21 protein-coding genes are annotated in these 25,863 nt (G+C 74.5%); 12 read left to right on the plus strand and 9 right to left on the minus strand.

Annotated elements, in window-relative coordinates:
* Position 1: 1 nt before the first annotated feature.
* Positions 2 to 2,677 carry a LuxR C-terminal-related transcriptional regulator gene (locus tag ACN27A_RS27735; RefSeq protein ID WP_421457487.1) on the minus strand — a complete coding sequence of 892 codons (2,676 nt, stop codon included), beginning with the start codon at positions 2,675 to 2,677 and terminating at the stop codon, positions 2 to 4.
* A 202-nt stretch (positions 2,678 to 2,879) separates the two neighbouring features.
* Here ACN27A_RS27735 and ACN27A_RS27740 point away from each other — a divergent pair, with 202 nt between their 5' ends.
* From ACN27A_RS27740 to ACN27A_RS27785, 10 genes are all read left to right on the plus strand, one after another.
* The gene (locus tag ACN27A_RS27740) at positions 2,880 to 4,421 is read left to right on the plus strand and encodes a hypothetical protein (RefSeq protein WP_421457488.1); all 1,542 of its coding nucleotides are present in this window, start codon (positions 2,880 to 2,882) and stop codon (positions 4,419 to 4,421) included.
* Between the two features lie 145 nt (positions 4,422 to 4,566).
* Positions 4,567 to 4,857, plus strand: coding sequence for an ATP-dependent Clp protease adapter ClpS (gene clpS / locus ACN27A_RS27745; protein WP_089001780.1), 291 nt, complete (start codon positions 4,567 to 4,569; stop codon positions 4,855 to 4,857).
* Between the two features lie 2 nt (positions 4,858 to 4,859).
* Positions 4,860 to 5,354: a DUF2017 domain-containing protein gene (locus ACN27A_RS27750; RefSeq protein ID WP_192581321.1), complete on the plus strand. Its 495-nt coding sequence runs from the start codon at positions 4,860 to 4,862 to the stop codon at positions 5,352 to 5,354.
* A 53-nt stretch (positions 5,355 to 5,407) separates the two neighbouring features.
* On the plus strand, positions 5,408 to 5,896 hold the full coding sequence (locus tag ACN27A_RS27755) for a Mov34/MPN/PAD-1 family protein (protein WP_132233852.1): 489 nt from the start codon (positions 5,408 to 5,410) through the stop codon (positions 5,894 to 5,896).
* A 73-nt stretch (positions 5,897 to 5,969) separates the two neighbouring features.
* Positions 5,970 to 6,323: a MoaD family protein gene (locus ACN27A_RS27760; RefSeq protein ID WP_421457490.1), complete on the plus strand. Its 354-nt coding sequence runs from the start codon at positions 5,970 to 5,972 to the stop codon at positions 6,321 to 6,323.
* A gap of 14 nt (positions 6,324 to 6,337) precedes the next feature.
* A complete protein-coding gene (locus ACN27A_RS27765) occupies positions 6,338 to 7,303 on the plus strand; it encodes a PLP-dependent cysteine synthase family protein (protein WP_132233856.1) in 966 nt (321 codons plus the stop codon).
* A gap of 286 nt (positions 7,304 to 7,589) precedes the next feature.
* Entirely contained in the window at positions 7,590 to 8,336 is a 747-nt protein-coding gene (locus ACN27A_RS27770; RefSeq protein WP_421457492.1) for an MBL fold metallo-hydrolase, read from the plus strand.
* 66 nt (positions 8,337 to 8,402) lie between these two features.
* On the plus strand, positions 8,403 to 9,131 hold the full coding sequence (gene rph / locus ACN27A_RS27775; protein ID WP_421457493.1) for a ribonuclease PH: 729 nt from the start codon (positions 8,403 to 8,405) through the stop codon (positions 9,129 to 9,131).
* The gene (gene rdgB, locus ACN27A_RS27780) at positions 9,128 to 9,745 is read left to right on the plus strand and encodes an RdgB/HAM1 family non-canonical purine NTP pyrophosphatase (protein ID WP_151454393.1); all 618 of its coding nucleotides are present in this window, start codon (positions 9,128 to 9,130) and stop codon (positions 9,743 to 9,745) included. Before rph ends, rdgB begins: the two co-directional genes overlap by 4 nt.
* Positions 9,746 to 9,758: 13 nt before the next feature.
* Entirely contained in the window at positions 9,759 to 10,682 is a 924-nt protein-coding gene (locus ACN27A_RS27785; RefSeq protein WP_421457494.1) for an AEC family transporter, read from the plus strand.
* 54 nt (positions 10,683 to 10,736) lie between these two features.
* Here the strand turns inward: ACN27A_RS27785 and hutH are convergent, their stop codons facing one another.
* From hutH to ACN27A_RS27815, 6 genes are all read right to left on the minus strand, one after another.
* A complete protein-coding gene (gene hutH, locus ACN27A_RS27790; protein ID WP_421457496.1) occupies positions 10,737 to 12,272 on the minus strand; it encodes a histidine ammonia-lyase in 1,536 nt (511 codons plus the stop codon).
* The gene (gene hutI, locus ACN27A_RS27795; protein WP_421457497.1) at positions 12,269 to 13,471 is read right to left on the minus strand and encodes an imidazolonepropionase; all 1,203 of its coding nucleotides are present in this window, start codon (positions 13,469 to 13,471) and stop codon (positions 12,269 to 12,271) included. The genes hutH and hutI overlap by 4 nt, the downstream gene beginning before the upstream one ends.
* Positions 13,468 to 14,826: a formimidoylglutamate deiminase gene (locus tag ACN27A_RS27800; RefSeq protein ID WP_421457498.1), complete on the minus strand. Its 1,359-nt coding sequence runs from the start codon at positions 14,824 to 14,826 to the stop codon at positions 13,468 to 13,470. The genes hutI and ACN27A_RS27800 overlap by 4 nt, the downstream gene beginning before the upstream one ends.
* A 349-nt stretch (positions 14,827 to 15,175) precedes the next feature.
* A complete protein-coding gene (locus ACN27A_RS27805) occupies positions 15,176 to 16,375 on the minus strand; it encodes an allantoate amidohydrolase (protein ID WP_421457500.1) in 1,200 nt (399 codons plus the stop codon).
* On the minus strand, positions 16,372 to 18,030 hold the full coding sequence (gene hutU / locus ACN27A_RS27810; protein WP_421457502.1) for a urocanate hydratase: 1,659 nt from the start codon (positions 18,028 to 18,030) through the stop codon (positions 16,372 to 16,374). The genes ACN27A_RS27805 and hutU overlap by 4 nt, the downstream gene beginning before the upstream one ends.
* 17 nt (positions 18,031 to 18,047) lie before the next feature.
* The gene (locus ACN27A_RS27815) at positions 18,048 to 18,899 is read right to left on the minus strand and encodes a MurR/RpiR family transcriptional regulator (protein ID WP_421457503.1); all 852 of its coding nucleotides are present in this window, start codon (positions 18,897 to 18,899) and stop codon (positions 18,048 to 18,050) included.
* A 159-nt stretch (positions 18,900 to 19,058) separates the two neighbouring features.
* Between ACN27A_RS27815 and ACN27A_RS27820 the strand changes: the two genes are divergently transcribed.
* The gene (locus ACN27A_RS27820) at positions 19,059 to 21,026 is read left to right on the plus strand and encodes a trypsin-like peptidase domain-containing protein (protein WP_421457504.1); all 1,968 of its coding nucleotides are present in this window, start codon (positions 19,059 to 19,061) and stop codon (positions 21,024 to 21,026) included.
* Between the two features lie 43 nt (positions 21,027 to 21,069).
* On the opposite strand, the gene ACN27A_RS27825 is transcribed toward ACN27A_RS27820, so the two are convergent.
* Entirely contained in the window at positions 21,070 to 22,047 is a 978-nt protein-coding gene (locus ACN27A_RS27825; RefSeq protein ID WP_421457506.1) for an acyltransferase family protein, read from the minus strand.
* A gap of 187 nt (positions 22,048 to 22,234) precedes the next feature.
* Between ACN27A_RS27825 and ACN27A_RS27830 the strand changes: the two genes are divergently transcribed.
* Positions 22,235 to 24,445 carry a sialate O-acetylesterase gene (locus ACN27A_RS27830; protein ID WP_421457507.1) on the plus strand — a complete coding sequence of 737 codons (2,211 nt, stop codon included), beginning with the start codon at positions 22,235 to 22,237 and terminating at the stop codon, positions 24,443 to 24,445.
* Positions 24,446 to 24,523: 78 nt separating this feature from the next.
* On the opposite strand, the gene ACN27A_RS27835 is transcribed toward ACN27A_RS27830, so the two are convergent.
* Positions 24,524 to 25,837 carry an O-antigen ligase family protein gene (locus ACN27A_RS27835; protein WP_421457508.1) on the minus strand — a complete coding sequence of 438 codons (1,314 nt, stop codon included), beginning with the start codon at positions 25,835 to 25,837 and terminating at the stop codon, positions 24,524 to 24,526.
* Positions 25,838 to 25,863: the final 26 nt, after the last annotated feature.

Raw genomic sequence — 25,863 nt, forward strand, 5'->3', positions numbered from 1 at the left:
TTCACCCGCCATCGCCGCCGTCGTGGCCCGGGATCGTCCGCAGGGCGGCCCGCAGCTCGGCCCGGCCGGCGACGCCGAGCTTGCCGTAGATCCGCTGTAGGTGGTTCTCCACCGTGCGGGCGGAGAGGAAGAGCCGCTCGGCGATGACCCGGCTGGTCACCCCGTCGGCGGCGAGCCGGGCCACCTGCCACTCGCGTTCGCTCAGCGCCGGGGAACTGGCCTGCAACGCCGGGGTACGGATCAGGTCGCAGCGGCCGAGCAGGGCGGCGAGGCGTTCCCGGGCGGCGGCCGCCGCCGGGGACCGCCGCCGACGCAGCCGGTCCAGGGCGGTGGCGGTGGCCTCCGCCGCGTAGACGGTCAGGTCGAGCGCGTCGAAGCCGTCGGCGACCGCCAGCAACTCGTCGGCGCAGCCGCCCGCGGTGGCCCGGGCGTGCCGGGCGAGCAGCGGGGGCAGCAGCCCGTCGACCCGTTCGGAGAGCTCGGCGAGCCGCTGCGCGACGGTGCGCCGGCCGCCGTCGGAGCAGGTCGGGCCGAGCGGCGCGCTCGCCTGGCCCAGCCGGACCAGGTCGTGCAGCACGTGCACCTCGTGGCCGGCGAAGCCGTCGGCGCGCAGCCGGTCGGCCAGCCCGCTCAGGTGCTTCACGGCGCCGGACACGTCGCCACCGGCGGCGAGCACCGCACCCCGGGCCTGCTCCAGCCACGGGTACAGCACGATCATGCCCGGGGCGTGGGTGCGGTCGGCCTCGGCCATCGCCTCGGCCGCCTGCGCGGCGTCGCCCCGCAGCGCCGCCGCCTGGGCCCGCTCGGCCTGGGCCAGTCCCGCGTAGACCCGGCTGGTGGCGAGCACCGCGCAGGCGCCGAGGCTGGTCCGCAGCGCCGCGTCGCTCTGGCCGCGCAGCCGGGCCGCGTACGCCTGGAGGATGGCCAGGTAGCCGGTGCCGAGCCGGAAGTCGCCCGCCCCGGCCAGGTCGGCGAACTCGTCGGCCACGATCGCGTCGATGCCGGCCAGGTCGCCCGCGAGCGCCAGCCGGGTGCCCCGGGCCAGCTCCAGGGCCAGTTGCAGGTACGGCATGTCCGCCCGCCACCGGCCCGCCTCGGCCTGCACCCGGTTGATCGCGGTGGCGCTGCGGTGCAGCTGCCCCTGCGCGGCCTGGAGGTGGGCGATCGTGCTGCGCGCCAGCTCCCGGGCGGCGACGCTCGCGGCCGGCCGGTCCAGCACCGTCTGCCCGAGCCGCAGCGCGATGCCGGTGTCCAGCCGGTGCAGCCGCATGATCCCCTCGAAGGCGAGCACCCGGGCCTGGTCGGCGGAGTCGGCGAGGGTCGACCGGCGGGCGGCGATCTCCTCCACCGTGGACTCCCGGCTCAGGCCCCAGTAGCTGACCATGCCCCGCACGGTCAGCCAGCGACTCAGCCGCCGGTCGCCCTCGATGTCGGCGGCGACCGCGTCCAGCACCCCGATCGCCTCGTCCGGCCGGTCGGCGAACATGAGGATGGTGGCCAGCAGCTCCGCCGCGTCGAAGCCGCCGCCCGCGTCGAGCGCCGCGCGGGCCAGCCGGGTCGCCAGCGGTACGTCGTAGCGGGCGAACGCCTGCCGGGCCGCGTCGAGCAGCAGGGTCGGATCCTGCGCGGTGCCCGAGTCGAGCCGCCACACGGCCACCCGGAGCAGGTCGTCGCGGCGTCGCTTGCCGACCAGCTCCAGCAGCTCGGCGAGGCGGGCCTGCAACCGTCGGGTCCGGCTGACGGGGCAGCGGCGGCGCATCACCTCGCCGTAGAGCGGGTGGGCCAGCCGCACGTTCGCCCGGCGGTCGTCGTGTTCCACGGCGATCAGCCCGCGTTCCTCGGCGGTCTCCACGTCGACCGGGTCGGCGGCCTGGTTGAGCAGGTGCAGGCCGAGCGGTTCACCGAAGGCGACCAGCTCCACCACCCCGCGTACGCCCGGGGTGAGCTGGCCGATCCGCACGTCGATCAGGTCGGCCAGGTTGGGCGCCAGCTCCAGCCGGCCGGTCCACTTCCAGATCCCGTACGTGCGGGTCAGCTCCCCGCGGTCGGCGGCGAAGACCAGCTCGCGCAGCAGCAGCGGGTTGCCCTCGGAGAGCCGGCCGAGCCGGTCGGCGGAGGTGGCGTCGACCGGCCCCTCCAGGATGGCGGAGAGCAGCCGCGTGGTCTCGGCCGGCGGCAGCGGCCTCAGCTCGACGTGGTCGACCAGCCCGTCGGTCCACAGGGCGCGGATCGGCAGCGGGAGCTGCTCGCCGTCGCGGGACGTGCCGACGACCGCGGCGTTGTCGGAGCGGGCCACCAGGTGCACCAGCGCCGCCGACGGCGGGTCGAGCAGGTGCGCGTCGTCGACCGCGAGCACGATCCTGCGGCCGGCCGCCTGCTGTTGCAGCACGTCCACCGCCCAGCGCAGGATGCCGGCGGGGGAGAGGCCCTGCGGCTGCTCCGTCGGGAGCACCTGGACGAGACCGCCGAAGGGGAGCGCGGCCGTGGTGGCGCTGGCCGCGATCGTCCAGACGGCGTACCCGTCGCGGGGGAGGGCCGCCATCCCCTCGCGCAGCAGGCGGCTCTTGCCGATGCCCGCGTTGCCGCTGAAGAAGATGCCCCGCCGCTCCGCGCCGGTCACCGCCGACAGCAGACGGTTGAGCTCATCCGTTCGGCCGACGAACCCCCACCGACTCATCGGGGCAGCATATCGACCGGAATCCGTCCGCGTGCACATCGTCACGCACCGAAGTTGAGTAGTCTCGTGATTACCTCTGAGTATTCGAAGTGTTCGGTTCCGGGGCCTGGCCGCCCGTACTCTTCCGGCATCCGGGTGCCGTCACCGGACGATTCCACGCGGCCGGCCGCTGCCGGTCGCCTGCCACGGGAGGCCGCTTTCGATGAAGCCCGGTCCTCTCCCCGCGGTCGACAGCCCCGACGACATGGCCGGAGCCGCCGAGCTGCCCCGTCGGGACCGGCTGCCCGTCCGGCTGGGGGTGACCGAGCCCCGCCCGGAGGAGCCGCTTGCCGTGATCGGCGTCGGCCCGGCCGCCGCGGGGCGGCGCGAGGTGCTCGCCCGCCTGCTCCAGCTCGATCCCGCCATGCTCGCCGTGCCCGCCGGCAGCTGGCTCGTGGTGCGCCACTCCCGGGTGCCGACGCGGGCCGCGTACGTGCCCGGCTACCGCCAGCCCCACTCCTACGGCGCCGACCGGCTGGCCGCCGGGCCGGCGCTCGCGCGCCCACCGCGCCGGGTCGAGCTGAGCCTGCCCGAGCCCCTGCTGCGGCACTTCAGTCTCGTCGACACGCCGGACACGGGTGACCTCGGGGCGGCCGGCGGCCGGCTGCTGCTCGACGCGGCGGGCCGGTCCGGGGCGGTGCTCTTCGTGATCGCCGCCGACCAGGCCTTCACCGCGGTCGAGCTCCACCTGCTCGCCGACCTGGCCCGTGCCGGCGTCGGGGTCGTCTTCGCGGTCACCCCGGGCGCGGGCGGCTGGGCCCCGGTGCCGGAGGGCGCGGCCACGACGGAGGGCACGGGGGCGTCCGTCGGGTCGGCCCCCGCACCGGTGGACCCGGTCGCGGTCACCGTCGAGGCCCACCGGGCGGCCCTGCTGGCCGCCGTGCCCGGGCTCGCCGACGCCCGCTGGTTCCCGATCGACGCCGCGGGTGACGGGGCGGACCTGCGCCGGGCGCTGGTCGGCTGGGCCGCCGACGAGGGGCTGCGACGGTCGAGCGCCGAGCCGCCGGTGCTGCCGGGGTCGCACGGCCGGGTGCCGGTGGTGGCCGACCCGGGCGGCTGGTCGGAGCAGCTCGACCGGCAGGCCCGGTCCTCCGCCCGGCGCATCCGTCAGCACCTCGCCCTGGAGGTGGCGAACATCCACCTCCGCGTGGTGCAGGAGATCGTCTTCGGGGTCGGCTGCGCCGGCCTGCCGCAGCTGCTCGACCGCGAGATGGAGGCGCTGTCGCTGCTGGCCACCGCCCAGTGCGACGAGGCGGTGCGCCGGCTCGTCGAGGAGGTCGCCGGTCGGGTCTTCGGCGCGCCGCTGCCGGCGGGCGTACGGCGGCGCCTCGACGTCCCGGTGCGCTGGGGCCTGACGGAGCACCGGGGCGAGCACGAGCTGGACCGCGTGCTGCTCGTCACCAGCACCGGCGGCGTGGCGGGGCTGACCGGGACCGGCGCGACTGACACGCTGGCGAGCTACCCGGGCGTGGTGCGCGAGGAGGTGCTCCCGCCGGTGGCCGTGGCCCTCTCGGGCGGCTGCTGGCAGCACTGGCGCAGCCCCGGCAACCACGACCCCAACGCCGCCCGTGCCTGGGCGCAGCGCGCGCTGCGGGAGGTCGAACTGGAACTGTGCCGGGAGGTGACCCGGCGGTTCGAGGTGGTCCGCCTTTCGCTGGACGGGGTGCTCTCCGATGCTGTCGACCACGGCATCCTGCTCGCCTGAGGGCGGTCCGGTCGCCTGCGGCGTCGGCACCGGGCGGCCGCCGCCCGCTGTCGCCGACGCCCTTGACCAGGCAGGACGCGGCGATCCGCGCCGGGCCGGCGTTCCGGTTCCTCGGTTGGGCGAGTCCGGTGGCACGATGGGGGGCATGGCGGCTCCGCAGGTTGCACCTGTCGAGACGCCGGACACCGATGAGGTGCCGGCGTCCGACCGGCCGTGGGTGACGATCGTGTGGGACGACCCGGTCAACCTCATGACGTACGTGACCTGGGTCTTTCAGAAGCTCTTCGGCTACAGCCGGGAGAAGGCGGAACAGCTCATGCTCGACGTGCACCACAAGGGTCGTGCCGTGGTCTCCAGCGGCGCCCGGGAGCGGATGGAGCACGACGCGTCGCAGCTGCACGCGTACGGGCTGTGGGCGACGGTGGACCGGTCGTGAGCATGTTCCGTCGCCAGGGCGACCGCTACGTCGTCACCTTCGCCGTCGACGAGGTGCGGGTGCTGCGGAAGGTGGCATCCGAGGTGGTCGGGCTGCTCACCGACGGCTTCGACCACACCGACCCGGTGGTGGGCCGGCTCTTCCCCGAGGTCTACCCGGAGGACCCGTCCGGCACGGCCGAGTTCCGCCGCTACACCGAGGGCGACCTCAAGACCGCCAAGATCGACCAGGCCGGCGCGATCCTCGCGTCGCTGCCCGACGAGGCCGGCGGCGAGGTGCGTCTCGACGCGGAGGCGGCCGAGGCGTGGCTGCGGGCGCTCAACGACGCCCGGCTGGCGATGGGCGTCCGGCTGGAGATCAAGGACGGCACCGACCTCGGCGAGGAGCTCGACGACGCGGTCGCCGAGGACCCGACCTCCAGCCGGGTGTTCCAACTGTCGGTCTACGCGTACCTCGGCTACCTCCAGGAATCCCTGCTCAACGCCTTGATCGACTAGGCGTGACCGGCACCACCTTAAGGACGCGGCAGGTACGCGTTAGGCTGGACCACGTGCTGAGCATCGACCGGTCGATCATCGACGCGATCGTCGCCCACGCCCGGCGGGACCACCCCGACGAGGCGTGCGGCGTGGTCGCCGGTCCCGCCGGCAGCGACACCCCCACCCGGCACATTCCGATGGACAACGCGGCCCGTTCCATGACGTTCTACGAGTTCGACTCGATGGAGCAGCTGCGGGTGTGGCGCGAGATGGACGACCGGGACGAGGAGCCCGTCGTCATCTACCACTCGCACACCGCCACGGAGGCCTACCCGTCCCGCACGGACATCTCGTTCGCCGGCGAGCCCGGCGCGCACTACCTGCTGGTCTCCACCCGCGACGCCGACACGGAGGAGATCCGCTCCTTCCGGATCGTCGACGGCGTGGTGACCGAGGAGCCGGTCCGGATCGTGGACGCGGGGGTGGACCCGCACGCCGTGCAGTCCTACATGTTCGGGCAGAGCCCGGCGACGGTCGACTACGAGTGTTCCGGCCGCTGATCCAGCGCCGTCACACCCGTCCACGTCCCGTCACCCTTCGGCACGCCCGACCATCATCGAGGAGCACGACACCATGGCCATCGAGGTTCGCATCCCCACCATCCTGCGCAGCTACACCGGCGGCGCGAAGGTCGTCGAGGGCACCGGCGACACGCTGGGCGACCTGCTCGCCGACCTGGACTCCCGGCACGCCGGCCTGAAGGCCCGGCTGGTCACCGACGCCGGTGCGCTGCACCGCTTCGTCAACGTCTACGTCAACGACGAGGATGTCCGTTTCCTCGGCGCGCTGGACGCCAAGCTCAACGACGGCGACAGCGTGACCATCCTGCCGGCCGTCGCCGGTGGCGCGTTCGGCTTCGCCGCGGCTGCCGCGATCGCCCAGCACGGCGTCGCGGTCGCCGCGCGGTCGGCCGCCGCCGCCCGCTGACGGGGGCGGTCGCCATGGCGCGGTACGACAGCCTTCTCGACGCCTGCGGGGGGACGCCCCTGGTCGGGCTGCCCCGGCTCTCGCCGACGGTGCCCGACGGGGCGCCGCCGGTGCGGCTCTGGGCGAAGCTGGAGGACCGGAACCCGACCGGCAGCATCAAGGACCGGGCGGCCACGTTCATGGTCCGGGCGGCGGAGGAGGCCGGCCGGCTCCGGCCGGGCGACACGATCCTCGAACCGACGAGCGGCAACACCGGCATCTCGCTGGCGATGGTGGCCAAGCTGCGCGGCTACCGGCTGGTCTGCGTGATGCCGGAGAACGTCTCGACCGAGCGGGTGCAGCTGCTCCGGATGTACGGCGCGGAGATCATCTTCTCGCCGGCGGCGGGCGGCTCCAACCAGGCGGTCGCCACCGCCAAGCAGATCTCGGCCGAGCACCCCGACTGGGTCATGCTCTACCAGTACGGCAACGAGGGGAACGCCCGGGCGCACTACGAGACCACCGGCCCGGAGCTGCTGCACGACCTGCCCACGATCACGCACTTCGTGGCGGGCCTCGGCACCACCGGGACGCTGATGGGCACCGGGCGCTACCTGCGCGAGAAGGTCGACGGCATCCAGGTCGTCGCGGCCGAGCCGCGCTACGGCGAGCTGGTCTACGGGCTGCGCAACATCGACGAGGGCTACGTCCCCGAGCTCTACGACGCGTCGGTGCTGTCCCGGCGCTTCTCCGTCGGCACCCGCGACGCGGTGCTGCGGACCCGGCAGCTCGTCGAGGTGGAGGGCATCTTCGCCGGTTTCTCCACGGGCGCGATCCTGCACGCCGCCCTGGCGGTGGCGCACGAGGCCGTCCGCGCCGGCCAGCGGGCCGACGTGGCCTTCGTGGTCTGCGACGGCGGCTGGAAGTACCTCTCCACCGGGGCGTACGGCGGCACCCTCGCCGACGCGGAGGAGGCCCTGGAGGGCCAGCTCTGGGCGTGACGTCGAGTGGCCGGGCCACCGACCCACGTCGGTGGCCCGGCCGCCCGTCGCGGCCCCCGCTAGGCCGCCGGCCCGCTCACCCAGCGCTACCGATGGACGCCGTCTCGTCACGGGATCCGGGCGGGCGGCCCGGGCGGGTGTCACGTTGGTGACAACTTCCTGTGGATGACCCTTGTCGTCGCGCGGGCGCGCGTAGGCTGCCCTGCGTGGTGTACGCGTCGCTAGAGATCATCCACAGCGGAACTGTCGACGCGGAAACTACGCATAGTTACAGTGAGAAGACTCGATGCGACTGACCGTCCTGGGCTGCGCGGGCAGTTTCCCCGGTCCCGAGTCCCCCTGCTCGGCCTACCTCGTCGAGGCGGACGGCTTCCGGCTGCTCGTCGACTTCGGCTCCGGGTCGCTGTCCAACCTCCAGCGCTACGCGGGGCTGCACGCCCCCGACGCCATCATCCTCACCCACCTGCACTGCGACCACATCCTCGACGCGGTGACGTACGTGGTGGTCCGCCGCTACGCCCCGGACGGCCCCTACCCGTCGCTGCCCGTCTACGCCCCCGCCGGCGCACCCGACCGGCTGGCCGCCGCGTACGGGCAGGAGGACGGCACGGTCGAGGACGTCTACCAGTTCTACGCCCTCGAACCCGGCACCTTCCCGATCGGCCCGTTCGCGGTCACCGTCGACCGGGTGAACCACCCCGTCGAGACGTACGGCGTCCGGCTGGAGCACGGCGGCCGGGTGCTCTGCTACTCCTCGGACACCGCGCCCTGCGACGCGCTGCTACGGCTGGCCCAGGACGCCGACACGTTCCTCTGCGAGGCGAGCTACCTCGACGGCGTGGAGAACCCGCCGGACCTGCACCTGACCGGCGGGGAGGCCGGCGAGGTGGCGACCAAGGCGGGGGTGGGCCGGCTGCTGCTCACCCACCTCGTGCCCGCCTGGGGCAGCGAGGCGCACACCGTGGCGTCGGCCGGCGCCGCCTTCGCCGGGCCGCTCGAGGTGGTCCGGCCCGGCGCCAGCTACGAGATCTGACCGGCCGCCGCGCCGGGGCGGGACACCCCGGGGCGCACCGATCGGGACACCGCATAGGGTGCAGGGATGGCACGACCTGACGGGCGGCGACCCGACGAACTCCGACCTGTGACGTTGACCCGGGGCTGGAGCACCCATCCGGAGGGCTCGGTGCTCGTGGAGTTCGGCGGCACCCGGGTGCTCTGCACCGCCAGCGTGACCGAGGGCGTGCCCCGCTGGCGCAAGGGCTCCGGGCTCGGCTGGGTCACCGCCGAGTACGCGATGCTGCCGCGGGCCACCAACACCCGCTCCGACCGGGAGAGCGTGAAGGGCCGCGTCGGTGGGCGTACGCACGAGATCTCCCGGCTGATCGGGCGGAGCCTGCGCGCGTCCATCGACCTGAAGGCCCTCGGCGAGAACTCGATCGTGCTCGACTGCGACGTGCTCCAGGCCGACGGCGGCACCCGCACCGCCGCGATCACCGGCGCGTACGTGGCGCTGCACGACGCGGTGACCTGGCTGGCCGGGCGCAAGTCGCTGGCCGGCAAGCCGGAGAAGGTGATGCAGCGCTCGGTGGCCGCGATCAGCGTCGGGATCATCGACGGCGAGCCCCGGCTGGACCTCGACTACACCGAGGACGTCGCCGCCGAGGTCGACATGAACGTGGTGTGCACCGGCACCGGCGAGTTCGTCGAGGTGCAGGGCACCGGCGAGGCGGGCGTGTTCGCCCGCGAGCAGCTCGACGCGCTGCTCGACCTGGCCGTCGCCGGCTGCGTGGAACTGGCCGAAGCCCAGCGGAAGGCGTTGAACTCATGAACAAGGTGCTGCTCGCCACCCGTAACCGCAAGAAGCTCGTCGAGCTCCAGCGGATCCTCGACGGCGCGCTCGGCGCGCACCGCGTCGCCCTGATCGGGCTCGACGACGTCGAGGAGTACCCGGAGCTGCCCGAGAGCGGCCTGACCTTCGGCGAGAACGCGCTGATCAAGGCGCGGGAGGGCTGCCGGCGCACCGGCCTGCCGACGATCGCCGACGACTCCGGGCTGGCCGTCGAGGCCCTCAACGGCATGCCGGGGGTGTTCAGCGCCCGCTGGGCCGGCCGGCACGGCAACGACCAGGCCAACCTCCAGCTCGTGCTGGACCAGATCGCGGACCTGCCCGACGAGAACCGGGCCGCGTCCTTCGTCTGCACGGTGGCCCTGGTGCTGCCCGGCGGCAAGGAGCACCTGGTCGACGGCCGGCAGAGCGGCCGGCTGCTCCGGTCGCCGCGCGGCGACGGCGGGTTCGGCTACGACCCGATCTTCCTCGGCGACGGCCAGGACCGCACCAACGCCGAGCTGACGCCGCAGGAGAAGGACGCGGTCAGCCACCGGGGCAAGGCGCTGCGCGAGCTGGCCAAGCTGGTCGCCAAGGTGCTGCCGCCCGCGAGCTGACGGACCCGCCCCGGTGGCAGGGGTGCTGACGGGGTTCGCCGTCATCGTCACCGTCATCGCCGTCGGCTACGCCCTCGGCCGCGGCGGGGTGCTGGGACCGGACGCGGCCACCGTCCTCTCCCGCGTCGCGTTCTTCGTCGCGACTCCGGCGCTGCTGTTCGAGACGGTGGCCCGGGCGGACGTGCCCGCGGTCGTCTCGTCCGCCCTCGTCGTCACGGTGGTGAGCACCACCGCCGTGGCGTCGGTGTTCGTCGCCGTCGCGCGGCTCTGCTGGCACCGTTCCGTCGCGGACGCCACGATCGGCGCGCTGGCCTCGTCGTACGTCAACGCGGCGAACATCGGCATCCCCGTCGCGGTCTACGTCCTCGGGGACGCCTCGTTCGTCGCGCCCGTGCTGATGTTCCAACTGGTCGTCATGACGCCCGTCGCGTTCGCGTTCCTCGAGGCGGCCACGGCGGGCAGCCGGCCGGCGCTCGGCACGGTGCTGCTCCAGCCGCTGACCAACCCGGTCACCATCGCGTGCGCGCTGGGCGTCGCGGCCAGCCTGACCGGCTGGCTGCCGCCGGAGCCGGTCCTGCGGCCGATCGAACTCGTCGCCGCGATGGCGGTGCCCGCCACGCTGATCGCGTACGGCCTCTCCCTGCACGGCGCGCCGCGGCCCGGTTCCGGCGACACCGGACGCGACGTCCGGCTCGCGGTCGTCCTCAAGACGGTGGTCCAGCCGGCCGTCGCCTACCTCGTCGCCCGCTTCGCGATGGGGCTGCCGCCCGGCCTCGTGCTGGCCTGCACGGTCACCGCCGCACTGCCGACGGCGCAGAACGTCTTCGTCTACGCGATCCGCTACGGCCGGGGCACGGTCCTGGCGCGCGACTCGATCCTGCTGTCGACGGTGACCGCCGTGCCCGTGCTGATCGGCGTGGCGGTGCTGGCGGGCTGAGACCCGGCCGGTGCCCCGGGCCACCGTGGGCGCCACGGCGGCCCGGGACGGCCGTCAGTCGAGGGGGCCGATCTCGCGCTCGATGGCGGCGCGCAGCTCGGGCCCGGCCAGCACGGCCCGGGCGGCCTCCATCAGCGGGGCCAGGAAGACGTCCGGCCCGGGTTCCCCGGCGATCCCGCCGAGCGCCGCGACGGCCGCCCGGCCGGCCGGCGACGGGGTGAGCGGGGCGCGCAGCTGGAGCCCGCGTACCCCGGCGAGCAGCTCGACGGCGAGCAGGCTGGTCAGGTTGTCCAGCACGGTGCGCAGCTTCTTGGCCGCCGCCCAACCCATCGATACGTGGTCCTCCTGCATGCCGCTGGTGGGCAGCGAGTCCACCGACGCCGGCGCGGCGAGCCGCCGGTTCTCCGCGACGATCCCGGCCGCCGTGTACTGGGCGATCATCAGCCCGGAGTTGACCCCCGCGTCGGGGGAGAGGAACGCCGGCAGCTCCCGGGACCGGGTGACGTCGAGCAGCCGGTCCACCCGGCGCTCGGCGATCGCGCCCACCTCGGCGGCGGCGATGGCCAGGAAGTCCGCGGCGAAGCCGAGCGGCGCGCCGTGGAAGTTGCCGGTCGACTCGACGCGGCCGTCGGGCAGCACCACCGGGTTGTCCACCACCGAGACCAGCTCCCGCCCGGCCACCGTACGGACGAAGTCCAGCGTGTCCCGGGCCGCCCCGGCGACCTGCGGAGCGCACCGCATCGAGTACGCGTCCTGCACCGCGTGCGCGAGGTCGTCGCGGTGCGAGTCCATCACCCGGGAGTCCTGGAGCAGCCGGTGGATGTTCGCCGCCGAGGCCGACTGCCCGGGGTGCGGCCGGATGGCGTGCAGCTCCGGCAGGAACGGCCGCTCCGAGCCGAGCATCGCCTCGATGGCGAGGGCGGCGGTGACGTCGGCCATCGTGAGCAGGTGCGCGGCGTCGTGGATCGCCAGCAGCAGCATGCCGAGCATGCCGTCGGTGCCGTTGATCAGCGCCAGCCCCTCCTTGGCGGCCAGCCCGACCGGCGACAGGCCGGCCCGGCGCAGCGCGTCGGCGGCGGGCAGCCGCTCGCCGGCCGGGCCGAGCACCCAGCCCTCGCCGAGCAGCACCAGCGCGCAGTGCGCCAGCGGCGCCAGGTCGCCGGAGGCACCCAGCGAGCCGTGCTCCGGCACCCACGGCGTCACGTCGTGGTTGAGCAGGTCGACAAGCGCCTCGGCGAGCAGGGGCCGGACCCCGGAGCGGCCGAGCGCCAGCGAGCGGACCCGCAGCAGCATCATGGCCCGGACCACCTCGCGCGGCATCGGCGCGCCCACCCCGGCGGCGTGCGAGCGGATCAGCGCGTGCTGTAGCTCGGCCCGCCGTTCGGGCGCGACGAAGGTGTTCGCCAGCGCGCCGAAGCCGGTGGAGACGCCGTAGACCGGGCGGCCGGCGGCCTCGATACCGTCGACGATGGACCGGCTGGTGGTCATGGCGTCCACGGTGGCCGGATCGAGGACGACCTTGGCGGAACCGCGCGCCACGGCGAGCACGTCGGCGGGGGAGATCCCGGTGGGCAGGATGGTCACGGTCATTGCGGCACTCCGTTGCGCAGAACCTGGCGGATCAGTGGCACCCCCGGCCGGTAGGCCAGGTGCAGGTGGGACGGGGCGTCGAGAATGATCAGGTCGGCCCGCGCCCCCACGCCGAGCCGCCCGATGTCGTCGCGGCGCAGCGCCCGCGCGCCGCCGGCGGTCGCGGCCCAGACGGCCTCCGCCGGGGTCATCCGCATCTCGCGTACGGCGAGCGCCACGCAGAACGGCATCGACGACGTGTACGACGAACCGGGGTTGCAGTCCGTCGCCAGCGCCACGGTGACGCCGGCGTCGAGCAGCCGGCGGGCGTCCGGGTAGGGCGACCGGGTGGAGAACTCGGCGCCGGGCAGCAGGGTGGCGACCGTGGTGGTGTGCCGGCTGTCGGCGCACATGCAGTCGAACCGGGCGGAGGCCAGCGCGTCGACGTCGGCGTCGGTGAGGTGGGTGCAGTGGTCGACGCTGGCGGCGCCCAGCTCCACGCCGAGCTGGACGCCCGGCCCGGGGCCGAGCTGGTTGGCGTGCACCCGCACGCCCAGCCCGACGGCCTGCCCGCAGGCGAGGATCGCGCGGGCGTGGTCCACGTCGAACGCGCCCCGCTCGCAGAAGACGTCGATCCAGCGCGCGTGCGGCGCGGCGGCGGCCAGCATCGGCCCGCACACCAGACCCACGTAGTCGTCGGGGCGGTCGGCGTACTCGGCCGGGACCACGTGGGCGCCGAGGAACGTGGTCTCCTCGCTGACCTCGGCGGCGATCCGCAGCGAGCGGGCCTCGTCGGCGACGGTGAGGCCGTACCCGCTCTTGATCTCCATGGTGGTGGTGCCCTGCCGCAGCGCCTCGCCGCGCAGCCGCCGCACGGTGGCCCGCAGCTCGTCGTCGCCGGCGGCCCGGGTGGCGCCGACCGTGGTCCGGATGCCGCCACCGGTGTACGGCTGCCCGGCCATCCGGGCGGCGAACTCGGCGGCCCGGTCCCCGGCGAAGACCAGGTGGGCGTGGCTGTCCACGAAGCCGGGCAGCACGGCGGCCCCCTGCGCGTCCAGGCGTCGGTCGGCGGCCGGCGCGTCGCGGGACGGCCCGACCCAGGCCACCCGCCCGTCCTCGACCAGCAGGGCGACGTCGCGCCGGATGCCCAGCGGTCCGCCCTCGCCCCCGGGCTCGTTGGTCACCAGCTCGCCGATGTCGTCGACCAGCAGACTGCTCATGAGGTCACCTCCTCGATCGCCGCGGTCAGTTCGGCCGGCACGTCGACCGTGAGGTGCCGGCCGTCGCGCACCACCGGCCGGCCGTCCACCACGACGTGCGTGACGTCGGCCGCGCCGGCCGCGAACCACACCCCCACCGGCGGTACGCCGGCCGTGCGCGGGCTGTCCAGCCGTACGGTCACCAGGTCGGCGCGGGCCCCCACGGCGATCCGCCCGGCGTCGCGCCAGCCCAGCGCGGCGTGACCGCCCACGGTGGCCGCGTCGCGCAGCTCGGCGGGGGCGAAGTGGCCGCGCCGGCGGGTGCGCAGCCGCTCGTCCAGCTCCACCGCGCGGGCCTCCTCGAAGAGGTCGATCACGGCGTGGCTGTCGCTGCCCAGGCTGAGCGGCAGGCCGACGTCGGCCATCCGCCGGGCCGGGCCGATCCCGTCGGCCAGGTCCCGCTCGGTGGTCGGGCAGAGGCAGACGCCCGTGCCGGCGTCCCCGAGCAGCGTGAGATCGCCGCCGGTCAGGTGGGTGGCGTGCACGGCCGTCGTGTTCGGGCCGAGCGCCCCCCGGTCGGCGAGCAGCCGGGCCGGGGTGCAGCCGTGCGTGGCCCGGCAGGCGTCGTTCTCCGCCGGCTGCTCGGAGAGGTGCACGTGCAGCGGCGCCCCACGCCGGTCCGCCCACCCGGCCACGGTGGCGAGCTGCCCGGCCGGCACCGCCCGCACCGAGTGGATCGCCGCACCGACCCGGACGTGGTCGTCGGTGGGCCGGAACGCGTCGACCCGCTCCGCCCAGCGCAGCGCGTCGCCGTCGCCGAAGCGCCGCTGCGGCCCGGCGAGCGGCTCCCCGTCGACGGTGGCGGTGAGGTAGCAGGTGTCCAGCAGGGTGATCCGGATCCCGGCGTGCGCGGCGGCCTCGACCAGCGCCGCACCCATCACGTTCGGGTCGGCGTACGGGGTGCCGTCCGGGTCGTGGTGCACGTAGTGGAACTCGCCGACGCAGGTGACGCCGGCCAGCGCCATCTCGGCGTAGACCGCCCGGGCCAGGGCCAGGTACGAGTCCGGGTCGAGCCGCTGCGCCACCGCGTACATCCGGTCGCGCCAGGTCCAGAAGTCGCCGCGCCCGCCGTGGGTGCGCCCGCGCAGCGCCCGGTGGAACGCGTGCGAGTGGGCGTTGGCGAGCCCGGGCAGGGTCAGCCCGGGCAGCCGCTCGGCATCGGTCATGACCTCGACCCCGGCGGGCGGCGTGCTCCCGGCCGTCAGCGGGGTCACCCCGGTGATCCGCCCGTCGGTCGCCTCGATCAGCACGTCGGCGGTCGGCTCGGCGTGGTCGGGCAGCCAGGCGTACTCGGCCAGCCAGCGGGTCCCGGTCATGTCGTCTGCCCCCTGTCGAGCTGCCCCGTCCGTGGGACCGCCGCATCCGGGCGCCCGTCCGAGCGCCGCGCGCCACGCAGGCCCCACCCCGTCGGCGCCGCCACCGTGCCCAACGAACCAGCCCTTCCCGTCCGCTGCCCCGTCCGCGCGGGCAGCTCGACAGTGCCTGCGGAGTGGGCCGGGCGGGGGCGCTGCCCCGTCCGTGCGGGCAGTTCGACAGTGCCGGTGGGGTGAGCCGGGTGGGGGCGTCGCCCCGTCCGCGCGGGCAGTTCGACAGCGTGCGCCGGACGGGCCGGGCGAGGGCCGCGTCCGGCGACTGCGGCAGACCTGCGCGTGCACGGTCGGGCGGTCAGCGGCACGTCAGCTCCTCCAGCACCCGGGCCAGGGCGGTGACCCCGGCCGCGCAGTCGGCGTCGCTGGCCGACTCCGCCGGCGAGTGCGACACCCCCGTCGGGTTACGCACGAAGAGCATCGCCGTGGGCAGGTGCGCGGCGAGCACCCCGGCGTCGTGCCCGGCCCCGGTCGGCAGCACCGGTGCGTCGAGCAGGGCCGCCAGCCGGTCGGCCAGGCCACCGTCGAAGGAGACCAGCGGGGTGGCCGACTCCTCGGTCAGCGCCAGCTCCGTACCGTCGCGGCGGGCCCGCTCGGCGGCCTTCGCGCGTACCGCGTCGACAAGCCCCGTCAGGGTCTCCGGCTCGGCGGCCCGGGCGTCCAGCCAGCCGGTCACCTTCGACGGGATCGCGTTGGTGGCGTTCGGCTCCACCGCCACCCGGCCGACGGTGGCGTGGGCGCCGCGCAGCCGCGCCTCCTTGTTGGCCGCCAGCACCGTGAAGGCGTACGTCAGCATGGGGTCGCGGCGGTCGGCCATCCGGGTCGTACCGGCGTGGTTGCCCTCGCCGGTGAACTCGAAGCGCCAGCGGCCGTGCGGCCAGATCGCGCTCGCCACCCCGACCGGCGCGCCGGCGTCCACCATCGCGCGGCCCTGCTCGACGTGCAGCTCGACGAAGGCGGCGAAGCCGCCGAGCAGCTCGGGCCGGGCGCCCGCCGGCCGGGCGCCCAGCGCCTCGGCGAAGCTCACCCCGCCGGCGTCGCGCAACCCGGCCGCGCGCTCCACCGCGATCTCCCCGGCGAGCAGGCGCGAGCCCAGGCACGGTACGCCGAAGCGCGCGCCCTCCTCCTCGACGAACGCGCCGACCACCACGGGTCGGGCCGGCGCGACGCCGGCCGCGCGCAGCTCGTCGACGGCGAGGAACGCGCTGACGATCCCGAGCGGCCCGTCGTAGGCCCCGCCGTGCGGCACCGAGTCGAAGTGGCTGCCCGTCAGCACCGCGTCGCCGGCCTCCGGGTCACCCCACCGGGCGAACAGGTTGCCGTTGCCGTCGTCGGTGACCGGCATGCCCCGGCGGTCGGCCTGCGCGCGGAACCACTCCCGCAGCCGCAGCTCCGGCTCGGTCAGCGCGTACCGCAGGTAGCCGCCGCTGCGCTCGTCGCGCCCGACCGGTGCGATCTCGTCCCACAGCGCCCGGAACCGGTCGGCGAGGTCGCTCACGGGTTGCCGCCCTCGGCCATGGGGGTGCGGACGCCGGTGGCCTGCGCGACCTCGCGGGCGGCGTCGTAGCCGGCGTCGACGTGCCGGATGACGCCCATCGCCGGGTCGTTGGTCAGCACCCGCTCGATCTTCTGCCCGGCCAGCGCCGTGCCGTCGGCGACGCAGACCTGCCCGGCGTGGATGGACCGGCCGATGCCGACCCCGCCGCCGTGGTGGATCGACACCCAGGACGCGCCGCTGGCGGTGTTGACCAGCGCGTTGAGCAGCGGCCAGTCGGCCACGGCGTCGGAGCCGTCGGCCATCGCCTCGGTCTCCCGGTAGGGACTCGCCACGCTGCCGCAGTCCAGGTGGTCCCGGCCGATCACCACGGGCGCGGACAGCTCGCCGGAGGCGACCATCTCGTTGAACCGCACGCCGGCCTTGTCCCGCTCGCCGTAGCCGAGCCAGCAGATCCGCGCCGGCAGGCCCTGGAACGCGACCCGCTCGCCGGCCATCCGGATCCACCGCGCGAGGGACTCGTTCTCCGGGAACAGCTCCAGGATCGCCCGGTCGGTGGCCGCGATGTCGGCCGGGTCGCCGGAGAGCGCCGCCCACCGGAACGGGCCCTTCCCCTCGCAGAACAACGGCCGGATGTACGCGGGCACGAAGCCGGGGAAGTCGAAGGCCCGCTCGAACCCGCCGAGCTTCGCCTCGCCCCGGATCGAGTTGCCGTAGTCGAAGACCTCCGCGCCGGCGTCGAGGAACCCGACCATCGCCTCGACGTGCTTCGCCATCGACGCCCGCGCCCGATCGGTGAACTCGGCGGGCTTCGCCTTCGCGTAGTCGGGCGCGTCAACCAGCTCCACCCCCTCCGGCACGTACGACAGCGGGTCGTGCGCGCTGGTCTGGTCGGTCACGATGTCGATGTCGACGCCCCGGCGCAGCAGCTCCGGGAAGACCGTCGCCGCGTTGCCCACCACGCCGACGCTCAGCGCCCGCCGGTCCCGCTTCGCGGCGAGCACCCGCGCGACGGCGTCGTCCAGGGAGTCGGCGACCTCGTCGAGGTAGCGGTCGTGCACCCGCCGGTCCAGGCGGGTCCGGTCCACGTCGACGATCAGGCAGACGCCACCGTTCATGGTGACCGCGAGGGGCTGCGCCCCGCCCATCCCGCCGCAGCCGGCGGTCAGCGTCAGCGTGCCCGCCAGGGTGCCGCCGAACTTCTTCGCGGCGACGGCGGCGAACGTCTCGTAGGTGCCCTGGAGGATGCCCTGGGTGCCGATGTAGATCCACGAGCCGGCGGTCATCTGCCCGTACATGGTGAGGCCGAGCTGTTCGAGGCGGCGGAACTCCGGCCAGGTGGCCCAGTCGCCCACCAGGTTCGAGTTGGCCAGCAGCACCCGGGGCGCCCACTCGTGCGTACGCATGACGCCCACCGGCCGGCCGGACTGCACCAGCATGGTCTCGTCGTCGCGCAGGTCGGTCAGGGTGCGCACCAGCGCGTGGTACGACGGCCAGTCCCGCGCCGCCTTTCCGGTGCCGCCGTAGACCACCAGGTCGTCGGGGCGCTCGGCCACCTGCGGGTCGAGGTTGTTCATCAGCATCCGCAGCGCGGCCTCCTGGGGCCACCCACGGGCGGTGCGTTCGGTGCCGCGTGCGGCGCGTACGGGCTGGGTCATCTCGGCTCTCCTCCGGGTCATCCGAGGAACAACTGGCGGCGGGCGGCGGAGGCTTCGAAGGCCTCCAGCCGGCGCTGGGTGTCGGTCGGGGTGGCGTCGCAGATGGCCTGGAGCAGCACCATGGCCAGGGTCATCGGCGCGGTGTGCAGGTCGAAGACGAGCTGCGCGCCGACGGCGGCGGGCAGCACCACGTCGGCGTGCTCGGTGGCCGGGCTGACCGGTGAGTCGGTGATGGCCACCACGGTGAGGCCCGCGGCCCGGGCCTCGCGCAGCGCGTCCAGGGTCTCCCGGGGATAGCGGGGCAGGACGAAGGCGAGCAGGGCGCCCGCCCCGGCCTCGGCGGCCTGTTCGAGGCGGTCGGTGAGCAGGCTGCCGCCGTCGTCGAGCACCCGCACGTCGGGGTGCACCTTCGCGGCGAAGTAGGCGAAGTAGGCGGCCAGCGGGGCGGCGGCGCGCAGGCCCAGCACCGGCAGGGGGCGGCTGGCGGCCAGCAGCCTCCCGGTCTCGGCGATCCGGTCCCGGTCGGCGAGCTGCCCGGCGAGGCGGTCGAGGTTGCCGATCTCGGCGCGTACCGCCTGCTGGAGCTCGTTGCCGGCGTCGGTCGCGTCGCCCGGGGCGCCGGCGGACAGCTCGCGCAGCCGGCGGCGCAGCGCGGGGTAGCCGTCGTGGCCGAGCGCGACCGCGAACCGGGTGACCGACGGCTGGCTGACCCCCGCCAGCTCGGCGACCTCGGCCGCCGACAGGTACGCGGCGGCCGGCGCGTGCTGCACGAGGCAGTGCGCGATGCGGCGCTGGGTGGGGGTGAGCCGGACCCCCTGGAACAGGTCCAGCACCCGCTCGGTGGGCACCACGACAGCTCCCTCATTCATGCCGCGACTCTATGCATGAAAACTTTCACAAAGCAACCGCCCGTCGCGGAGTTCCCCCGGGGAACTGCCCGTCCCGCTGAGTGTCGGGCCAGCGACCGGCAGGGGGAGAGCTGGTCCTGCCTCGGTACTATCCCCACGGCGTTGAGCGGAGGAGTGCGCATGCAGCCGGAAGGCCCCTACAGGTTCACCCACATGTTGGGCGGATCTCCGGTCGGAAAGGCCTGGGCTGCCATCGACGGACAGGGCCGCCTGGTCACCGTGGCGGTCCTGGACGCCGCAGTGGCCGCAGCCCCCGGGTGGCGGGAGGCGTTCGCGGGGATCGTCAACTCCCTCGCGCAGGCGCAGGCGCCGAACGCGCTGCCCTACACGTACGCGGACTTCTCGGCCGCCTCGCCCTGGGTGGCGTACTCCTCCGAGGTGGGCCCGGGGGCCGAAAAGCTCTTCCGGGCGCTCGGCGTCGAGTACGAGCCCGCGCCGGCCGCCGTGCCCCCCGTCTCGGCCCCTCCCCAGCAGGTCTCCGGAATCCCGCAGTCGGTCTCCGGGGTCCCTCACCCCGTCTCCGGGATGCCGCATCCGGTGTCCGGGATGCCGCATGTGCCGTGGGCGATGCACACCAGTCCGGTCTCGGCCCAGCCGGCGTCGGCGGCCCCGTACCCCGTCTCGGCCGCTCCGGCCTCGCCCGCCGCGTCCCAGGGCGTCCCGGCGCCGGTGGCCGGCGAGACGGTCCAGATGCCGGTCGTGCAGCCCCGCTCGTCGGCCGAGCCGCCGCCGGGCGACCCGTTCGCCGCGCCGGCCCGCCGGATCCAGTCCTCCACCCCGCCACCGCGCCGTACCGGGCGTTGGGTCGTCGTCGCCGCGCTGCTGCTGGTGGCGGCCCTGGGCGCCGGGGTCGGCGGCTGGGCGGTCACGACGGGCGGCTCGGGCGAGCCGGCGGCTGCGCCCGCGCCCACCTCCACCGCCTTCCCGACCGCCACCCCGGTCAACCCGGGCCTCAAGCCCTGGGCGCAGGCAGCCCTCTACAGCCCGGAGGAACGGGCGCTGGCGACAGCGGCCCCGTCCATGGTCTTCGTGGAGGTCATCTTCACCGGCTACGTGCGGAACAAGCAGGGCGACGCCCCGCTGCGGGAGGCACCCGTCACGTTCAGCCGGCGATGCAGCGGGTTCGTGGTCAACCACGACGGACACGTCCTCACCAATGGTCAGTGCGTGCAGCCGACCGAGGACATCGTGCTCGCCGGCGCCCTCTCCGCCCTGGCCAACGTCCTCGTCAGCGAGAAGAAGCTCGACGCGAAGGACATCTCCGCCTACACGCGGGCCAGGATGAGGACGACCCGCTTCACCGGCGCGGAGGCCACGACGGCACCCGAGGTCAAGCTCTTCGGACAGCTGAACGCGGCCAAGGGCGACGTCACGGACAGCCCGGCGATCCCCGGCACCATCGTCCGGGCACTCACGCTGGAAGAGGGCAACCTCGCGCTGGTCAAGCTCGCCCAGCAGAACCTCCCCGCCGCCGAGCTGAACCCCTCCGCCGCCGTCAGCCCGGAGACCCCGCTGCTGATCCTGGGCTACGGCACCACCGACGCCAGCTTCCGGTCCGCCACCTACACGGTGCTGTCCAAGCCCGTGCGGGTGACCGGGGTGGACACCCAGTCCACGGTCGGCGCGTACCGCATCAGCGAGGACGTCGGCCTCTACTCCCGGGGCGGGATCGCGATCGACCCGCAGGGCCGCGTCGTCGGGTTGCTCGACAACGACCTCCTCCGGCCCGACAAGGCCAACCGGCTGGTCGCGCCGGTGTCCACGATGACCGGCCTGCTCGGCGCGGCGGGGGTGCAGAACAGCCTCGGTGAGCCCGACAAGCTCTACCGCTCCGGCCTGGACGCGTACTTCGCCGGCGACGAGTCGGTCGCGATCTCCCGCTTCTCCGGGGTGCTGGAGCAGTCCCCGGCCAACCTGCTGGCCCAGGCGTACCGTCAGGCGGCCGTCGACAGCGGTGGCGGCGAGGGCGGCTCGTCGGCCCGGCCGGGCTGGGCGGTGCCGCTGCTCGTCGCCTCCGGTGTCGTGCTCCTGATCGGGCTCGTCGCGCTGATCGCGATGTTGTTCAGCCGGCGGGGGAACCGGACGTAGAGCGGGCCTGGCGCGTATCCCGGCGGCCGCGCCCGTCCGGCGCCTACGGCCGGCGTCCGCCCGTACCGGTGAGGTAGGGGCCGAGGCGCGTGCCCAGCACGACCAGCGCGAAGGCCCAGGGCAGCACGAGGGTGGCCGCCAGGTCGGGCCACCCGCCGTCCGGGCCCGTGCGCAGGACCCAGAGCACCGCCGCGTGGCTCAGCACGACGGCGATGCCGCAGGCGGCGAGCCGGCCGACGACGTGCGCCGCGGACGCGCCGACGCGCCCGTCGAGAGCCTCGGCCAGCAGGATGAATCCGCAGCTGAGCAGGATCGCGGTCAGCACACCGAACACCGGGTTGCCGAAGTCGCCGGCCTTGATGTCCAGCGAGCCACTCGCACCGATCAGCACCAGGCCCGTACCGGCCGAGACCATGCCGGCGCCCATGCCGGCGGACAACCGCGACCGCAGCCCACGCAGGTGGCGACCGCAGAGCACGAACAGCAGGCAGGCCGGGACGAGGAACACGCCGAGCGGCCCGGCCGTGACCACGTCCGGAGCGAGGTGGGCGGCCAGCAGCCCCGCCAGGGCCACCCCCCAGGTGACGGCCGTCCCGAGCCGCTCCAGCCAGCGGTACGCGACCGCGATCAGGAACAGCACCGAGACGAACCAGAACGCCGAGAACGGCCGGACGGCGGCCGTGCCCCCGTACAGCGCTCCGGTGAAGGTGTCCGATCCCACGCCGCCCTTCACCGCCGCCGCGGCGGCGAGCATCGCGAGCAGGATCACCAGCCAGGCCAGGTACGGCACGCCGAGGGTCTGCCACCGCTTGCGCAACTCGCCGCCGATCGGTCGGCCGGGCGTCCAGAAGTAGCCGGTGAGGACGAAGAACAACGGGACGTGCCAGGTGTAGATGACCGCCCTGGTGGTGTCGTCGATCCAGACGTGGCCGACGACGACGGCCGCGATTCCGATGATCCGGAGGGTGTCGATCCCGACGGACCGGGTGCCCACCGCGGGCGTCGTGGTGGTAGCGGCCATGGCGGGCATCATCGCAGACAATGACGACGGGTCATGTCCCGCCCCGCGCCGACCGCCCCGCCTTGCGACGGGGGTCGAGGGGCGACGCCGGGAGCGTGGCGTGGTCGCAGGTCCCGGGGCACGAACCGACGCCGCGCATCGCATAGCCTTGCCGGCGACGAACCGTCCGACCAGTGGAGGTCCGAGGGTGCCCGATGCTCTCTCCCCCTTCCAGCGCTTCCGGTCCGTGCCCCGGAAGGTCTGGATCGCCGTGGGGACGGTCGGGCTGCTCGTCCTCTCGCTGGCGGTGCTCGCCTGGCCCTCGTCGCCAGCGGGAATGCCGCAGGCGGCGTGGTCGACGCCCGGCGGCGACGGGGCGCGACCGACGGCGGCCCCGGTCGACGGCACGACGTGCGCGGCGCACGTCACCGGCATGGCCGGCTTCACGCCGGTCGCGGCGGTGGACCTGCCCGACCGCGTCGACTGGACCAACCGCAACCCGGCGTACGCGTTCGACCGCACCGCCGAGGTGGCTCGCGGCTTCGACCGGGTCGGCTACTGCCTGGAACTGACCGGCCCGGCCGGCCGACAGTGGGTGTGGACCGCGATGGCGCCGTTCACCACCGACGCCCGCCGCCTCGGTCTGCCGACCCGGAGCGGCCAGATCGTGCGACAGCGGGTCAGTGACCTGGAGATCGCGTCCAACGTGGCGGGCCTGACGACCGGCACGGGGCTTCCCGGTTACCTGGAGATGTGGCCGAACTCGTACAACGCCGGGGCGTCCGGCCAGGTGCCCGGCGCCTCCGCCGCCCGGTTCGACGCCGACGACGACCTGCGGGGCGCCCTCGGGTACGGCTCGTTCCAGGTCCACCTGGTCGCCCCCACCCGCCCCTCCACCGTCGCACCGCAGACGGTGCTCGCGGTCAACGGGTTCACCTCGAAGAAGAACACGCTGTCGCTCGGCATCGGTACCGCCCCCGACGGCCACCCCGACTGGACGCTGGCCGACAACGCGGGCGCCTTCACCGAGCGCCGGCTGACGGTGTACGCGAGGCCGTCGGTGCTCACCCTCGCCCAACACCCCCGCGACCGCCAGCTGTACCCGAGGGACGCCGAGAACGGGGCCGTGGTGCCCGTCACCGGCAAGGTGCACGACGCCCGCGTCAGGGCCGTACGCCTCAAGATCACCAGCGGGGCCGAGGGCTGGGAGGAGACCCTGCCGGTCACCGGTACCGGTGACTTCGCCTTCCGCCGGCGCATCCTGGCGGCGCTGCGGGAGTACCGCTTCGAGCTGCACGTGCTGGGCGACGGTCTGAGCCGCCGGGTCGGCCTCTGGGACGGGGTGGTCGCGGGCGACGTCTACGTCATCCAGGGCCAGTCCAACGCCGTCTCGGCGAAGTACCGGGGATCGTCCGCGGGGGAGGAGTCGCCCTTCGTCCGCAGCTACGGCTCGTCCACCGTGGACCGTACGCTCTCGGCGTCCGACCGGGGATGGAACTACGCGGTCAGCGAGGCGATCCGGCAGCCCGGCTCCGTCGGCCAGTGGGGGATCCGGATGGCCCACCGGCTCTCGGACACCTACCAGGTGCCGGTGGCCGTCCTCAACGGCGCCGAGAACGGCAGGCCCGTCTCGTTCTTCCAGCGCAACGACGCCAGCCCGGGCGACCTCGCCACCAACTACGGTCGCCTGCGGCAGCGTCTGGTGGCCGCCGGGGTGGCCGGGCGGGTCAGGGCCGTGCTCTGGTACCAGGGCGAGTCGGACGACGACGACGCCGCGCGGCACGTGGCCGGGTTCACCGCCCTGCTCGGCGACTGGCGGCGGGAGATCGGCACCGACATTCCCGGCGGAAGCCGCTACTACGTCTTCCAGGTGCGCACCTCGCCCTGCGGTGACAGTGGTACCGGCCAACTGCGGGAGGCCCAGCGGCGGATGCGCGACACCCTCGGCGTGACGGTGCTGTCCACCAACGGCCTGTCCGGCCACGAGGGCTGCCACTTCGCGTGGGAGCAGGGCTACCGCGAGCTGGGCGACCGGGTCTTCCGCGTGCTGGCCCACGACCTGTACGGCGGCCCGGGGGACGGGGTGGCCTCCCCCGACCCGCGGTCGGCGGCCTTCGCCGACGCCCGACGCACCGAGGTGGTCGTCCAACTGCGCGACGACGACCCGCTCACGGTCCAGCCCGGGGCGCAGGCGGACTTCCGCGTCCATGGCGGCACCGTCACCGTCACCGGCGTCGCGTACCGCGACGGCGGCCGGCTGGTGCTGACCCTGTCCGGCCCGGCCGACGGCGTCTCGGGGGTGAGCTACCTGGGCCACGCCGGGGCGGGGCCGTGGATCGTCAACGCGACGGGCACCGGGCTGCTGGCCTTCCACAACCTGACGATCGCCGCCGGCCCTCCTCCCGCCGGCGGCTCGTGATCCACCCGGGCAGGGCTGGCCAGCGCCTGGTCGCCGCTGCGCGCCGCGCTCCGGCGGGCCCGCAGGCTCACCGATCGGTCAGCGCCCCGCCCGGCCCTGTGCGTGCCACGGCGTCAGCTTCCGCAGCGCCGCCCACCGCCCGTCCGGCCGGTCGGCGGCGTCGACCGGCCCGGCGGCCGGCACCGGGTCCGCCGTGGCGGACGCCGACGAGGTCAGCATGAGCGCGATGAAGATCCACGACAGCCCGTCGACCGAGAGCGGGTTCCAGGTGACCTCGGTGAACGAGTAGACGACGAGCAGCACGACGGGCGCCTTCGCGGAGAAGGCCCGACCGTCGGTGACGCTCCCGTGCAGCAGGGTCGTCGCCCACAGGCCCCACAGCGTCAGCGCGACCAGGCCACCGGCGAAGATGACCAGGACGTACCCCGAGTGGAAGAAGTGGGTGGGCGCCTCGCCGACGTCGCGCAGGTAGTACCACTTGGAGACCCCGACGCCGGTCGCCTCCGTGCCGGCGATGTACTCGCGGGCGGCCATCCAGATGTTGCCGCGATTGCTCAGGGTGGTCTTCGACGCCGTCCACGTCAGGTAGGTGGCCAGCCCGAGGGCGGCCACCACCAGGGCCACGCAGAGGGGGAAGCTGATCCGGGGGAACTGCCGCCACCGTTCGAGGACGAGGCTGCCCAGCAGCCAGAGGCCGGCGGCGGCGAGGGCCAGGTAGCTGGTGCGCGAGCCCGTGGCGACGATGATCAGCAGGCAGAAGGACGCCGATGCCAGCAGTTCCAGCCTCCGCATCGCGCAGAGGCTGGCGACCAGCGTGAACGACGCGAGCATGGCGATGTAGTTCTCGGAGTCGTAGAAACTCTTGAACAGCGCCCCCGCCATCGAGCACTTCTCCAGCTTCCCGGCGGTGCACGCCCGCCACGACTGCCCGGAGAAGAGGGTCGGGATCGTCATCACCGACAGGACGGCCAGCCCCGTCCAGGCCATCGCCCGGCTGGTGAGGGCGGTGTCCCGGGACAGCAGGGCCAAGGCGAGCAGCAGCAGCGCGGACGCCCCGTACGCCGCGAGTCTCGAGCCGTAGAGCCCGGCACCACTGAGGCTGTCGACGGCGAAACACCAGGCGAGCAGCGCACCGGCCATCAGCAGGCTGATCCGGCGCCAGATGTCGGTGGAGCCACGCAGGCTGCGGCGGCCGGACACGACCAGCCAGACCAGCAGGCACAGCACCAGCAGCCCGATGAGCGCGGAACTGCGGTCGCCGGCGAGCACGGGCGCGGCGTTGGTGAGCACCGCGAACCCGATGAGGGCGACCGTCGGTGCGCCGCCACCGAAGGACGCGGTGACCTGCCGTCGGGCACGGACCAGCCAGACGGCCACCGTGAGACCACTCACCGTCAGCAGGAAACCGAAGAGGCCGA

This window comes from Micromonospora sp. WMMD737, assembly GCF_049179055.1.
GTDB classification, from domain to species: Bacteria; Actinomycetota; Actinomycetes; order Mycobacteriales; family Micromonosporaceae; genus Micromonospora; species Micromonospora reichwaldensis.